This window comes from Variovorax robiniae (assembly GCF_037889955.1).
Taxonomy (GTDB): Bacteria; Pseudomonadota; Gammaproteobacteria; order Burkholderiales; family Burkholderiaceae_C; genus Variovorax; species Variovorax robiniae.
This window is the reverse complement of the sequence record NZ_JBBKZS010000026.1, coordinates 49743-63148: the sequence shown is the minus strand read 5'-3', so window position 1 is coordinate 63148 and position 13406 is coordinate 49743. Positions and strand designations below refer to the sequence as shown.

General features: G+C 66.0%; 12 protein-coding genes and 1 pseudogene. 9 read left to right on the top strand and 4 right to left on the bottom strand.

Annotation, left to right across the window (positions count from 1 at the left end):
• From WKW79_RS32450 to WKW79_RS32435, 4 genes and pseudogenes are all read left to right on the top strand, one after another.
• Positions 1–118 (top strand): annotated as a pseudogene (locus WKW79_RS32450) (4-hydroxyphenylpyruvate dioxygenase); the annotation flags it as partial.
• Positions 119–253: 135 nt separating this feature from the next.
• Positions 254–1696 (top strand): MFS transporter, encoded by a 1443-nt coding sequence (locus WKW79_RS32445; protein WP_340339357.1) that lies wholly within the window; start codon positions 254–256, stop codon positions 1694–1696.
• A 2-nt stretch (positions 1697–1698) separates the two neighbouring features.
• Positions 1699–2970 (top strand): fumarylacetoacetase, encoded by a 1272-nt coding sequence (gene fahA, locus WKW79_RS32440; RefSeq protein WP_340339356.1) that lies wholly within the window; start codon positions 1699–1701, stop codon positions 2968–2970.
• A gap of 7 nt (positions 2971–2977) precedes the next feature.
• A complete protein-coding gene (locus tag WKW79_RS32435) occupies positions 2978–4024 on the top strand; it encodes an Ldh family oxidoreductase (RefSeq protein WP_340339355.1) in 1047 nt (348 codons plus the stop codon).
• 21 nt (positions 4025–4045) lie between these two features.
• Here the strand turns inward: WKW79_RS32435 and WKW79_RS32430 are convergent, their stop codons facing one another.
• The gene (locus tag WKW79_RS32430; RefSeq protein ID WP_340339354.1) at positions 4046–4975 is read right to left on the bottom strand and encodes a LysR substrate-binding domain-containing protein; all 930 of its coding nucleotides are present in this window, start codon (positions 4973–4975) and stop codon (positions 4046–4048) included.
• Between the two features lie 119 nt (positions 4976–5094).
• On the opposite strand from WKW79_RS32430, the gene WKW79_RS32425 reads away from it, so the two are divergent.
• The 5 genes from WKW79_RS32425 (at position 5095) to WKW79_RS32405 (ending at position 9806) form a co-directional block, all read left to right on the top strand.
• Positions 5095–5874, top strand: a complete 780-nt coding sequence (locus WKW79_RS32425; protein ID WP_340339353.1) for an enoyl-CoA hydratase/isomerase family protein — start codon at positions 5095–5097, stop codon at positions 5872–5874.
• The gene (locus tag WKW79_RS32420; protein ID WP_340339352.1) at positions 5874–7106 is read left to right on the top strand and encodes a CaiB/BaiF CoA transferase family protein; all 1233 of its coding nucleotides are present in this window, start codon (positions 5874–5876) and stop codon (positions 7104–7106) included. Before WKW79_RS32425 ends, WKW79_RS32420 begins: the two co-directional genes overlap by 1 nt.
• 22 nt (positions 7107–7128) lie before the next feature.
• A complete protein-coding gene (locus WKW79_RS32415) occupies positions 7129–8109 on the top strand; it encodes a tripartite tricarboxylate transporter substrate binding protein (protein WP_340339351.1) in 981 nt (326 codons plus the stop codon).
• An 18-nt stretch (positions 8110–8127) separates the two neighbouring features.
• A complete protein-coding gene (locus WKW79_RS32410) occupies positions 8128–9285 on the top strand; it encodes an alpha-hydroxy acid oxidase (protein WP_340339350.1) in 1158 nt (385 codons plus the stop codon).
• 194 nt (positions 9286–9479) lie between these two features.
• Entirely contained in the window at positions 9480–9806 is a 327-nt protein-coding gene (locus WKW79_RS32405) for a hypothetical protein (RefSeq protein WP_340339349.1), read from the top strand.
• Positions 9807–9877: 71 nt separating this feature from the next.
• On the opposite strand, the gene WKW79_RS32400 is transcribed toward WKW79_RS32405, so the two are convergent.
• From WKW79_RS32400 to WKW79_RS32390, 3 genes are read right to left on the bottom strand one after another with little or no spacing between them, the layout of a single operon-like run.
• The gene (locus tag WKW79_RS32400) at positions 9878–10582 is read right to left on the bottom strand and encodes an SDR family oxidoreductase (protein WP_340339348.1); all 705 of its coding nucleotides are present in this window, start codon (positions 10580–10582) and stop codon (positions 9878–9880) included.
• Positions 10583–10606: 24 nt separating this feature from the next.
• A complete protein-coding gene (locus tag WKW79_RS32395) occupies positions 10607–12046 on the bottom strand; it encodes an MATE family efflux transporter (RefSeq protein ID WP_340339347.1) in 1440 nt (479 codons plus the stop codon).
• 13 nt (positions 12047–12059) lie between these two features.
• Positions 12060–13373: an MFS transporter gene (locus WKW79_RS32390; protein WP_340339346.1), complete on the bottom strand. Its 1314-nt coding sequence runs from the start codon at positions 13371–13373 to the stop codon at positions 12060–12062.
• Positions 13374–13406: the final 33 nt, after the last annotated feature.

The window sequence follows — 13406 nt, the reverse complement described above, 5'->3', positions numbered from 1 at the left end:
CGAATTCATCCAGCGCAAGGGTGACTACAGCGACGGCTTCGGCGAAGGCAACTTCAAGGCGCTGTTCCAGTCGATCGAGCGCGACCAGGTGCGCCGCGGCGTGCTGCAGGCCGACTGATATCCCGGCCTGCCAGCAGCAGGCACCTTCATTTGCAGATGGCAGTGCGCCGCGGTGTCGCAGGAGGACAGGCGCGCCCGTGCGGCCACCGAAGCTGATCTTCACGAATCGCTTTTCGATATCCCAGGAGACAAGATGCCCCCGACCCTCACCGCGAACCCTGCCGGGTTGGCAACCACTTCTCCGGTCCCTGTGGACCCCGCATCTGCCGCGGCCATCACCGCGCGCATGGACCGCTTGCCCATCACGCGGCACCTGTGGTTGCTGGTCTTCCTGATCTCGCTCGGCGGCTTCTTCGAGATCTACGACCTGATCTTCACCGGCTACATCGCACCCGGCATGGCCAAGAGCGGCATGCTCTCCACCACAACAGAGACCTTTTTCGGCTTCGATGGCATCGCAGGCTTCATTGCCGCAACCTTCGCGGGCCTCTTCGTCGGCACGTTCTTTCTCGGTTTCCTGCCGGATCGCTTCGGGCGCCGCGCGGTGTTCACCTATTCGCTGCTCTGGTACTGCGTCGGCTCGGCCATCATGGCCTTGCAACACACTGGCGAAGGCATCGTGTTCTGGCGCTTCATCACCGGCATCGGCGTGGGGGTGGAGATCATCACCATCGACTCCTACATCACCGAACTCGTACCGCAGCACATGCGCGGCCGGGCCATGGCCTTCAACCAGGCCGTGATGTTTGCGGCCGCACCCGTGGCTGCGATTCTTTCCTACTGGCTGGTACCGATCACGCTGTTCGGCATCGACGGCTGGCGCTGGGTGGTGCTGCTCGGTTGTGCCGGCGCCATCGTGGTGTGGTTCATCCGTCGCGCCGTGCCGGAGAGCCCGCGCTGGCTCGCACAGAAAGGCCGCTATCAGGAGGCCGACGAGATCGTCAAGCGCATCGAGCAGAAGGTCGCCGCACAGCATGGACAGCCGCTGCCCGCGCCGTTGCCGCCCAAGGTCTTCGACAAGCCCGCGACCGCCGCCTTCAGCGCCCTCTTGCAGGCGCCCTATCGCTCGCGAATGATCATGCTGATCGTCTTCAATTTCTTTCAGGCGATCGGCTACTACGGCTTCGCGAACTGGGTGCCCACGCTGCTCATCGGCCAGGGCATCACGGTGACCAAGAGCCTGCTCTATTCCTTCGTGATTGCCTTCGCCCTGCCGATCGGTCCGCTGCTCGCCATGACGATCGCGGACAAGGTGCAGCGCAAGTGGCTGATCGTCGTGCCTGCGCTGGCCGTGATCGTGTTCGGCATCCTGTTCGGACAGATGAAGGACCCGCTGCTGCTGATCGTGTTCGGCGTGCTGATCAGCCTGGCTGGCCAGGTCATCTCCGCGAGCTACCACACCTACCAGGCCGAGCTTTTCCCGACCAGCGTTCGCTGCCGTGCCAATGGCCTCGTCTATTCGGCCAGCCGTGCCGGCGCCATGTTGTCGGGTTTCCTGATCGCCTTCCTGTTGCGTGACCTCGGCGTGGTCGGGGTGTTCGCAGGCATCACGGGTTGCATGCTGGCGGTCGTTGTCTCGATCGGCGTGTTCGGCCCCAAGACCAACGGGCTCACGCTCGAAGAAATCTCGCACTGATCATGACCACCACAGATGGCACGCATGACGCCGCATTGACCAGCTGGCTCGAATCCGCCAACGACCCGGCCACGGATTTCCCGATCCAGAACCTGCCCTTCGGCCGCTATCGCAGCGAAGACGATGGCACCTGGAGCATCGGCGTGGCCATCGGCGACCAGGTCCTGGACCTGCGCCGGGCCGGCATCGTGCAGAACTCGCAGATGAACCAGTTGATGCGCTTGCCGCGCGACGCGCGCCAGGCGATCCGGCAAGCGATCTCGGAGGGCCTGCGTCGCGGAAGCCCGCATGAGAAGCCATTCCGCTCGGCACTGATCGCGCAATCCAATGTGCAGATGGGCCTGCCCTGCGAGATCGGCGACTACACCGACTTCTACACGAGCATCCACCACGCCACCACGGTGGGCAAACAGTTCCGTCCCGACAACCCCTTGCTGCCGAACTACAAGTGGGTGCCGATCGGCTATCACGGCCGCGCATCTTCGATTGGCGTCAGCGGCTGCAGCTTCCCTCGGCCGGTCGGCCAGACCAGGACACCCGACTCGGACAGCCCAACGTTTGGCCCCTGCGCCCGCCTGGACTACGAACTCGAGATCGGCGTCTTCATCTCGCGCCCCAACATCCTCGGCGAGCGCATCCCTATGGCCAGTGCCGAAGACCATGTCTTCGGCATCGCACTGTTCAACGACTGGAGCGCACGCGACATCCAGGGATGGGAATACCAGCCGCTCGGGCCGTTCCTGTCGAAGAACTTCGCGAGCACGCTGTCCCCCTGGATGGTGACGCTGGAAGCGCTCGCGCCCTACCGCAAGACCTTCACCCGGCCCGAAGGCGATCCGCGACCCTTGCCCTACCTCGACTCACCAACCAACCGCGCAATGGGCGCCATCGACATCGAACTGGAGGTCTGGCTTCAGACACCCGCGATGCAGAAGGCCGGCTCGCCCGGAGAGCGGCTGATGCGCTCGAACTACGCCGACGCCTACTGGACGGTGGCGCAGATGGTGGCGCATCACACGGTCAATGGTTGCAACCTTCGAGCGGGCGACCTGTTCGGCTCCGGCACCTTGTCCGGGCCGGAGGCAGGACAAGGCGGCTCGCTGCTGGAACTCAGCGATGGCGGCAAGCGGCCGATCCACTTGGCCAACGGCGAGACGCGGACCTTCCTGGAAGACGGCGACACTGTGATCCTGCGCGGTTACTGCCAGCGCGAGGGCTTCCGGCGCATCGGCTTCGGCGAGTGTCGCGGCACGGTGCTGCCTGCGCGGCCTTGAAGGACGCATGGTGTTGTGCGATCACGCGGAGCTTCTGACCTGGACCACCCACGTTCTGGTCCATGAGGGCGTTGCCGAGAAAGCGGCGCGCACCGCCGCGCATGTGCTCGTCCGAACCAGTCTTCGCGGCATCGATACCCACGGTATCTCCCGACTGCCGCTCTACGCGGAGAAACTGAAGTCGGGCGAAGTCAACGCCCGCCCTTCGATTCGCCTTGAGTCGCGCGACGGCATGATGCATTGCCACGGTGATGGCGGCCTCGGCCAGGCCGTGCTTCCCTTCGCCCTTGAACGCATGCTGCTTGCGGCTCGCACGACTGCGCTGGTAGCGTGCCGCGTCGAATCGACGGGCCACCTCGGCGCACTCGGAACCCTGCTGTTGCCGGCTGCGGAGCAACGCCTTCTGGCGATCCTCTGCCAGAGAACGCCGCCCATCATGGCCCTGCCCGGATCGAACGCACCGGCAATCGGCAACAACCCCATCGCGTTCGCGTGTCCCGTGAAAGGCCGTGCGCCCCTCGTGTTCGACATGGCCCACAGCGTCGTTGCGCGAGGCCATGTCATGCAGGCATTGCGCGAAGGACGTGATGCGATTCCGGGCGATTGGGCGCTCGGTCCTGATGGCATGCCCACCAGCGATCCGGCATCGGCCTTGCGGGGTGCGATGCAACCGGTCGCAGGCCACAAGGGCATGGGCCTTGCGATGCTGGTGGAGTGCCTGGCGGGCAGCCTGAATGGCGTGATCCTGCCTGAGGCACGGACAGAGAATCACAGCAAGGGCTCCGCATCCAACGTGAGCGCATTCCTCGTGGTCATCAACCCGGCGCTCGTCATCGGAGAGCATGCATTCAACGAAAGCCTCAACGCCTGGCTCCAGAACTACCTCGAAGCCTCGGGGCCGGACTCACGCTATCCCGGGCAGCGGCAGGCGACCTGCGAAGCACTTCGCCGCAAGGAGGGAATCCCCGTGCCTGACGGCCTGCTCGCGGAATTGCAGGCCACGGGGAGGCTGGCGCGACACCCTTTCGACCTTGTGAAGTTCGAGGTGGTTTGAATCGATGACTCGAAGCTCACGTCATTCACCGGCAAGCCACCGTCCATTCCACTTTCCCGTTTCGATCGACTCACGCATCAGTCGCTCGACCAGCGCATGGACATGCTCCGCCGCACGCGTCGGCGCGAACAGCCGCGAGGTGCTGAGATAAACCGTGCGCGTCAGCGCGCCGCCTTCCAGCTCGATCGCATCCAGTTCGCCCTTCTGAAGCCGCTCTTCCATCGCGCAGGACGGAAGCACCGAGTAACCGAGCCCGGCCTGCACCGCATCGATGAGCAGTCCCGGTGCATTGATCTCCGCGACCATCTGCGGCTTGAGACCTTGCACCGCCCAGATGCGCTCGATCTCCTCGCGAATGCCATTGGGACGGCTGAGCAGCAACAGCGGCATCCCGGCAGCTTCGGTGAGCGACATCGCATCACGGCCGGCCAGCGTGCCCTTGGCCCCCACCAGCAGCAAGGGCTCGGACACCACCTTCTTCATCACCAGGCCACCATCCGTCGTGTTGTCGAAGAGCACCGCGAGGTCCAGCTTGCCCTGCGCCAGCAGCGTGGCCAGCATGGAGCTCGGCCCTTCGGTGATTTCAAGTCGCACGGATTTCAGCGCATCACGCACCTCGCGCACCAGCGCCAAGCCAATCACCGATGTCACGGTCCACGGCAATCCGACAGCCACCGGACCCGCCGGCCCGAGGTCCGCCTGAGACGCGATCAACTGCGTGGCCTCGATCTGCTTGAGGATGAGCTGTGCCTGCCGGTAGACGGCCGCACCCGCATCGGTGGGCGTGACGCCGCGCACGCTGCGGGTCAGCAGCTTGGTGCCGAGTTCTTCCTCCAGGTGGCTGATCTGCAGGCTCAGCGCCGGCTGCGCCACGTGCAGCGATTGCGATGCGCGAGACACGCTTCCCGCCTCGACGATGCGCACGAAGTACTTGAGCTGACGCAGTTCCAAGGCACGGTCTCCACAGGGTTGTCCCGAACATACCGCCGATGTATGGCGGTAGCCCCCATCGGTATTTTTCAAGCCGGCCGCGCGGTCCCAGACTTGCACCATTCAAAGGAGACCAACGCGTGAGCGGAAACATCATTGTGGAGCGTGACGGGCACGTCGCCACCATCACCATCGACAACCCGGCCAAACGCAACGCCATGAGCCAGGCCATGTGGATCGCGATGGGCGACGCGGTCTTGGCACTGTCCGAAGAGCGCGACCTTCGCTGCCTGGTACTGCGTGGCGCCGGCACGGAAGCTTTCGGCAGCGGTGCCGACATCGACGAGTTCGAGCAGATCCGCTCGACGAAAGAACAGGGCATCGCCTTCGGCAAGCACGGCCATCGGGCCATGCATGCGGTGCGCGATTGCCCCATCCCCACCGTCGCAGCCATCCGCGGCGTGTGCGTGGGTGGCGGGCTTGAACTGGCGGCCGGTTGCGACTTTCGCATCAGCAGCGAGGACGGGCGCTTCGGCGTGCCGATCGCGCGCCTGGGCGCGGTGCTGGCCTACCCCGAACTCGAAGGCCTGGTGCGCCTCGCAGGCCCGCAGGTCGCGCTCGAACTGCTGCTCGAAGGCCGCGTCATCGGCGCTGCGGAGGCGTATGCGAAGGGCATCGTCAATCGCGTGGTGCCTGCGTCGCAGTACGACGAGGAACTGAAGAAGACCATCGCCCGCATCGTCGCCGGCGCCCCGCTGTCGGCGCGCTGGCACAAGCAATTTGTCGCGCGCCTGCGCCTGCCCACGCCCTTGACGGACGCAGAGCAGCAAGAGGGCTATGCCTGCTACGACACCCAGGATTTCATCGAGGGCTACCAAAGCTTCCTCGCCAAGCGTCCCCCTGCATTCGAAGGAAAGTGATGACTGAAAAGAGAAAAGGCCCGCTCGCCGGGCTGCGTGTGGTCGAACTCGCGCATGTGATGGCCGGTCCGGTCGGTGGCCTGCTGCTGGCCGACATGGGCGCCGACGTGGTGAAGGTCGAGAAGTTGCCGGGCGGTGACGATACGCGCCGCACCGTGCCGCCCGAGATCCACGGCGAATCCGCGTCCTTCATGATCCTCAACCGCAACAAGCGCGGTGTCGCGGTCGATCTCAAGAGCGCCGAAGGTCAGGCCATGGTGCGGCGGATGATCGACAAGGCCGATGTCGTGCTGGAGAACTACCGGCCCGGCACGATGGAAAAGATGGGCCTTTCCTTCGACCGACTGCGCGAGACCAATCCCGGCCTTGTCTACTGCAAGATCACCGGCTTCGGCATCACCGGCCCCTATGCGCAGCGCGCGGGCTACGACCTGATCTCGCAAGGCATGTCGGGGCTCATGGGCCTGACCGGTGAAGGCCCCGGCCGGCCGCCGGTCAAGGTCGGCGTGCCGGTCGGCGATGTGACGGCGGGCATCCTGGCGGCGACCGGCATCCTCGCCGCCTACATCGAACGCCTTCGCAGTGGTGAAGGCCAGTACATCGACACGTCGCTGCTCGAAGCCTCGCTCGTGCACACCTACTGGCCCGTCGCCCTCGCCTTTGCCACCGGCCAGTCGGCAGGGCCGATGGGCTCGGCCCACCCCGTTGCAGCGCCCTACCAGGCCTTCCCGACAAAGGACGGCTGGCTCAACATCGGCGCGATGAGCCAGGCCACGTGGGTCGGCACCTGCAAGGCGCTGGGCCTGCCCGACATGGCTACCGATCCACGCTTTGCCACCAACGGCGCGCGCATGAAGCATCTGGCTGAACTCGTCGAAACCATGTCCGTCGTCCTGCGCACACGCAGCACCGACGACTGGGTGACGGTGTTCGAGACCGCAGGCGTGCCTGCCGGTCCGGTCAAGAACATGAAGCAGGTGCTGGACGACCCGCAGACACGGGCACGCGACATGGTCATCCGCGTCGACCATCCGGTGGCCGGCGAGATCGACGCGCTCGGCCTGCCGATCAAGTTCTCCAACGGCAACGGCGTGACGCGTCGCGGTGCGCCCTTGTATGGACAGCACACGGCCGAAGTGATGCGCGAACTCGGCTATGCGGCGAGCGACATCGACCGGCTGGCCGACGCCGGTGTGGTGCACCTGCACCGTGAACTTCAGCCCGTGGCCTGATCAAGACCGAAACGGAGACAACATGACCCGACTCAATTTCAAGCCTCGCCGCGCATGCCTCCTGGCACTTGCCGCCGCAACGCTTGCACTGGCGCTTCCGGCCCAAGCCGTTTATCCAGACAAGCCCATCAAGATCGTCGTTCCTTCCTCGCCCGGTGGTGGCGCGGACGCCGTCGCACGCATGATGGGCGACCGCCTCGGCCGCGCCCTGGGCCACCCCGTCATCATCGACAACAAAGGCGGTGGTGGCGGCAACATCGCCACCGAGGCGGTCGCGAAGGCACCCGCCGATGGGTACACGCTGCTGCTGACGGGCAACAACCATGCGCTCAACGTGTACCTGTTCGCGAAGCCGCCCTATAAGCTGGACGACTTCGTGCCGGTGGTCGAACTCACGCGTGGTCCCTCCGTCTTCGTGGCAGCCAACGCGGCACCCTTCGGCACCTTGCAGGAGATGATCACTCAAGCGCGTCAAACGCCGGGGACGATCGCCTTCGGCGGCCCGGGCATCGGCCTGCCCAGTCACATCGCCTTCGAATTGTTCGAACGAAGCGCAGGCATCAGCATGGTGCATGTGCCGTACAAGGGTTCGGGGCCCGCGCTCGCGGACGTGATGGGCGGCCAGATTCCCGTCGTCACGTCGACGCTGTCCGCAGCGCTGAGCCAGATCAAGGCCGGAAAGATGAAGGCGCTGGCCGTCACGTCGGACAAGCGCTGGCCCGGATTGCCCAATACACCGACCGTCGCCGAAGTGATCGGCAAGCCTTTCGTGCACGTGACCTGGCTGGGCATCCTCGCTCCCAAGGGCACGCCCGCGCCCATCGTTGCCCGACTGAACACCGAACTCGACAAGATCCTCGCCGACCCCGCCACCAAGGCGTCGATCGAAGCCCTCGGCACCAACACCGTGGGCGGCACGCCCGCAGACTTCCAGAAGGCCATCGACGAGGAGGCCTTGCTGTCGAAGGCGCTGGTGCAGAGCGCCAGGCTGCGTGCGGAATAACGATCTGCCCTTCCTACCATGACCATTGCCCAAACGCTGGACCGCGCAGCCAGCATCGAAGACTTGCGCCTCATCGCTTCGCGAAAGCTGCCGCGCATGGTGTTCGACTACATCGACGGTGCGTCAGGATCCGAAGCCACCGCACGACGCAACCGCAGCGCCTTCGACGCCTTCCACTTGCGACAGGAGATTCTTGTCGACCTGTCCAGACGAAACGTCGAGACGACCCTGTTCGGCGAGCGCGTCGCACTGCCGATGGTGATCGGCCCGACCGGCATGAATGGCGCGTATTGGGTGCAAGGAGACCTTTGCCTGGCGCGCGCAGCGAAGGCAGAGAGCATCCCGTTCGTGATGAGCACGGCGGCCACCGTCGGCCTCGCACCCTTGGTCGAAGCGGCGGGCCCGCTGCGCTGGTTTCAGTTGTACATGCTGCGCGACCGCGGACTGGCCCGCGCGCTGCTGGAACGCGTCCATGGCGCGGGCTTCAAGGTCCTGCAACTCACAGGCGATACCGCAGTGGTCGGCCGACGCAACCGCGACGTTCGCAACGGCTTCACACTTCCGTTCCGCTGGTCCATGCGAAAGCTGTTCGATACCGCGCGGCGCCCTCGATGGGCATGGCAGATGTTGCGCGAGGGATCGCCCACCCTCCGGTTGTTCGCCGAGGTCGTCGGCGACGTGCCAACGGGCGCCACCATCTCCGAGGTCATGCAACACCAGATCAATGACGCCTTCACCTGGCACGACCTGGAGTGGCTTCGCAGCGCCTGGCCCGGACAGCTTGTGCTCAAGGGCGTCGCCTCGCGTGAGCACGCACGGATGGCGTTGGAAGCGGGCGTGAACGGCATCGTCGTCTCCAACCACGGCGGGCGCCAGCTGGACGGAGCAGGCTCAACGATCGAGGCGCTCCCCGAGGTGGTCGAGGCCGTCGCAGGACGCATGACCATCCTCATCGACAGCGGATTTCGCCATGGCGCCGACATCGCGAAGGCCATTGCGCTGGGCGCCGATGCAGTGCAGTTGGGACGCCCGACCTTGTATGGCCTCGCGGCAGGCGGTGAGGCCGGTGTTCGCCATGCACTCGGCATCCTGGCCACCGAGTTCGACTGCGCCATGGCGCTCGCCGGCGCAACCACGGTTGCTGAACTGCGAGGCCGCGCGTCCGCGGCGATGTAGCGCGGCATCGTCACGGCCGAATGAAAAGGCCCATAACGCGCCCGATCCGCATTGCGTTGTCAGCGGATTCCCACGCACAACCCTGAGGGCAGCCTGACGGCTTTCAAAACTTCATGACACTTCGCTCTCCGCTTACACACCGTTCACATAAGCGGGTCAACATGAGGGCACTTATCGCTCTACATGGAGTTGTCATGAAAAAGCTTGTTTTCGCAGTTGCCGCAGCGGCCCTTGTTTCGCTCGGCGCCGTCGGGACCGTTGCGCAAGCACAGCCGCGCGTCGACGCACAGATCTACCTCGGAGCGCCTCCCCCGGTGATCGTGGCCCCGCCGCCACCCGTCTATGTGCGCCCGGCACCGATCTACTACGGCCCGCCCCCGCCGCCGGATCGCCGCTTCTACGACCGTCATCACGCGCAGCGATGGGACCAGCGCCACGGCGGGTACTACCGCCGCGACCGCGATGGTGACGGCGTGCCGAACCGCTACGACCGGCGGCCGGACAATCCCTACCGCTATTGAGCGCAGTTAGAACACCCGCCGAGTGCCTCCGATGCTGGGGCGCAAGACTCCGGAATCGGACTCCGAATCGGTCAGCGCGCCACCGCATAGGCCGGCGCGTCGCTCGACAGGCTCTGCTTGACCTGGCGCGTCAGCCCATCGGCAAGCACTTCGACCTGGCCCGCCTCCACGCCTTCGAGCGCCTGGCGGGCCACGTCTTCCGGTGAAGCCTTCGGCCCCGGAATGCCGGCGGTCATGTCGGTTTCCATGAACGCCACATGCAGGCTCGTGACCTGCGTCCCCTGCTCACGCAACGCATCGCGCAAGCCATTGCTCAAGGACCATGCGGCCGACTTCGACGCGCTGTAGGTCGCCGCGTTCGGCAGGCTGAGCCAGCTCAGCACCGACAACACGTTGACGATCGCCCCGCCGCCATTCGCCTTGAGCACCGGCGCGAACGCGCGGGCCATGGACCATGACCCGAAGAAGTTCGTCTCGAACTCCGCACGGGCCGCATCGAAGGCCGATGCCGGCCCCAGCAGCGCACCGCCGCGCGAGATGCCCGCGTTGTTGATCAACAGCGTCACATCGCTGCACGCGGCAGCGGCCGCTTCAATCTGTGCGGCGTTCGTCACATCAAGAGCCACCGGCGTCACGCCGGCCAGCGTGATGCTGGCAGGGTCGCGCGCCGCGCCATAGACCTTGCGTGCGCCGGCAGCCAGCGCAGCCTTGGCAAAGGCCAAGCCCAAGCCACGGTTGGCGCCCGTCACGAACACCACGGAATCCTTCAATTTCATTGACGTCTTTCAGTAGTAGAAAAATCAAGCGCGCTGCACGCGCTGCAACATGCCGGAAGTGGTGCGCGGCCAGCCGACGCGGCCGAACCATGCACCGCCCGCGATGGCCGATGCAATCACCACGCCATAGGCCACCATCGCGACGCCTTGCATCGCGAAAACCTGCACCAGGCTGCCGCCCCAGCGCAAGGCCAGCCAGCCGCCGATCGCAGCCACAGCCAGGCGCACCAGGTTGCCCATCACCGGCCACAGCAGCTTCCCCGCCCCTTGCGAGGCGAAGTACAGCACCAGCCCCACGCCGAAGAAGCCATACATCGGCCCCGCCGCTTGCAAATATTGCGTGCCGGTGTCCAGCATGCCGGGGTCGCTGCCGAACAGTTGCAGCCAGGGTCGCGGGAACAGCGCCGCCGCGAGCCCGATGCTCTCGGTCAACGCAAAGGCCAGCGCCGCACCGGCCCATGCTGCACGCATCGCCCGCTCACGCTGCCCGGCCCCAATGCATGTGCCGACCATCGCCAGCAGCGGCGCGCCCAGCCCGAAGACCAGCGGCACCAGCAGGTACTCAAGGCGCGACGCCGTGCCATACCCGGCAATGGCGCTCGCGCCGAAATGCCCGGCCAACGCCGTCGCGATGCCGATGGCCAGGTTGGTCGACAAGGTCGAGACCGAACCCAGCAGCCCCACGCGCAAGATGTCGCGAAACAGCGCCCAGCGCAGTGGGATACCGGTGAGCTTGAGCTTGAGCAGGCTGCCCTTCGAACGCAGGTACACCACCAGCGCGATCGTGCCCAGCAGGTAGTACAGCAGCAACGCCACCGCGCCACCCGCAATGCCCATGCCCGGGATCGGACCCCAGCCGAAGATCAGCAGCGGCGACGCCGGCACCAGGAACACCACGCCCGCCACCATCACGTTCGCCGGCACCGCCATGTTCCCCGTTCCCCGGATCACTGCCGCCAGCGAGTTGAAAAGCCACACCAGGATCGCGCCGACGAAGACCCAGTTCGAATACGTCAGTGCAGCCTCCAGCGCCGCGCCCGATCCGCCCATCAAGGTGTAGAGCCAGCGCCCGCCCAGCAGCAATGCCAGCGAGAAGGCCACGCCAAAGCCCAGCGCGATGACGATCGCATGCAGTACCAGCCCGTCCGCATCGGCACGCCGCCCGCCACCGAGCGCCCGCGCAATCGCCGACGCAATGCCGCCGCCCATCGCACCCGCCGAGGTCATCTGCATCAGCATCACGATCGGGAACACCAGCGCCATGCCCGCCAGCGCATCGAGCCCCAGCTTGCCGACGAAGTAGGTCTCGATGAGCCCGGTGGCCGCCTGCGCGACCATCACCAGGATGTTGGGCGCTGCCAGCTTCAGCAACGTGGGCACGATTGGCGCCTCCAGCAGCAGGCGGGTGCGCGGGTCGATGTTGCCGCCGGCGCGCGGCGTCGCGGGATTCACGGTGTTGGACATGGAATCCCCCGGTTCAGGCGCGTGCCGCGGCGGGACCGGCAGGCTTGGCCGCCTGCGGCGCCTGGCGACGGATCATCATCACCAGCACCGAGGCCAGCAGGCAGGCCGCGCCAGCCGCATACAAGGCCGGGGTGTAGGTGAGCAGCAGCGTGCGCGCAAAGCCCGCGCCGTAAGCGGCCGTCGCGGCGCCCAGTTGATGCGCGGCGAAGACCCAGCCGAACACCAGCCCCACCTTCTGCGGCCCGAAAGTCGCGCCGGCCAGCTTCACCGTCGGCGGCACGGTCGCGATCCAGTCGAGGCCGTAGAACATCGCGAACAGGCCCAGCCCGTAGATCGAGAACTCCGAATGCGGCAGCCAGAACAGCGACAGCCCGCGCAGGCCGTAGTACCAGAACAGCAGCTTGCGGTTGTCATAGCGGTCCGACAGCCAGCCCGACAGGATCGTGCCGACGAAGTCGAAGGCACCCATCATCGCGAGCACCGAAGCCGCCGGCACGGCGCCCAGGCCGTTGTCGCCGCACAGCGAGATGAAGTGCGTCTGCACCAGCCCGTTGGTGCTGAGGCCGCAGATGAAGAAGGTGCCGGCCAGGATCAGGAAGGTCTTGTTGCCGATGACTTCGCCCAGCACCTTGAACGGCGTGCCGAAGTTCATGACCATCGGCGCGGCGGCAGGCGTCGCCGGTTGCGTGCCGGGCGCTTCGCCATACGGCAGCAGCCCCACGTCCGACGGACGGTTGCGCACCAGGCACACCGCCAACACCGCGATGCTCACGCAGCCGACGAACAGCGGCGCCACGGCGGAACGCCAGCCCCAGTTCTCGATCATCCAGGCCGCGAAGGGCAGGAAGGCGAGCTGACCCGTCGCCGCGCTTGCGGTCAGCATGCCCACCACCAGGCCACGCCGCGCCACGAACCAGCGGTTGGCCACCACCGCGCCCAGCACCAGTGCCGTCATGCCGGTGCCCAAGCCGAGCAACAGGCTCCAGAGCACGAACAGCTGCCACAACTGGCTCGCGACGGTCACCAGGGCCATGCCGGTGCCCACCAGCGTGAGGCCCGCGAACATCACCGCACGCAGCCCGAAGCGTTCCATCAGCACCGCCGCGAACGGCCCCATCAGGCCGAACAGCGCGAAGCGCAGCGCCAGCGCCGAGGAGATCTGTTCCGTGCTCCAGCCGAACTCCGCGGTCAGCGGCTTCAGCATCGCGCCCGGCAGGCCGAGCGCGGCCGACATCGTCAGCATGGTCAGGAAGGTGACGGCGGCGACGATCCAGCCGTAGTGAATGCCGCGACGTTGCAGCCAGGCGGAGAGTTGGGTGGCAAACATGGGGTCCCTGCTTGAATGAATGGAGAAAGGGGC

Coding starts and splice junctions, on each gene's coding strand:
- WKW79_RS32400 (WP_340339348.1), bottom strand. CDS start 10,582: ATGAAATTGAAGGATTCCGTGGTGTTCGTGACGGGCGCCAACCGTGGC.
- WKW79_RS32410 (WP_340339350.1), top strand. CDS start 8,128: ATGACCATTGCCCAAACGCTGGACCGCGCAGCCAGCATCGAAGACTTG.
- WKW79_RS32405 (WP_340339349.1), top strand. CDS start 9,480: ATGAAAAAGCTTGTTTTCGCAGTTGCCGCAGCGGCCCTTGTTTCGCTC.
- WKW79_RS32445 (WP_340339357.1), top strand. CDS start 254: ATGCCCCCGACCCTCACCGCGAACCCTGCCGGGTTGGCAACCACTTCT.
- WKW79_RS32390 (WP_340339346.1), bottom strand. CDS start 13,373: ATGTTTGCCACCCAACTCTCCGCCTGGCTGCAACGTCGCGGCATTCAC.
- WKW79_RS32435 (WP_340339355.1), top strand. CDS start 2,978: ATGGTGTTGTGCGATCACGCGGAGCTTCTGACCTGGACCACCCACGTT.
- WKW79_RS32415 (WP_340339351.1), top strand. CDS start 7,129: ATGACCCGACTCAATTTCAAGCCTCGCCGCGCATGCCTCCTGGCACTT.
- WKW79_RS32420 (WP_340339352.1), top strand. CDS start 5,874: ATGACTGAAAAGAGAAAAGGCCCGCTCGCCGGGCTGCGTGTGGTCGAA.
- fahA (WP_340339356.1), top strand. CDS start 1,699: ATGACCACCACAGATGGCACGCATGACGCCGCATTGACCAGCTGGCTC.
- WKW79_RS32395 (WP_340339347.1), bottom strand. CDS start 12,046: ATGTCCAACACCGTGAATCCCGCGACGCCGCGCGCCGGCGGCAACATC.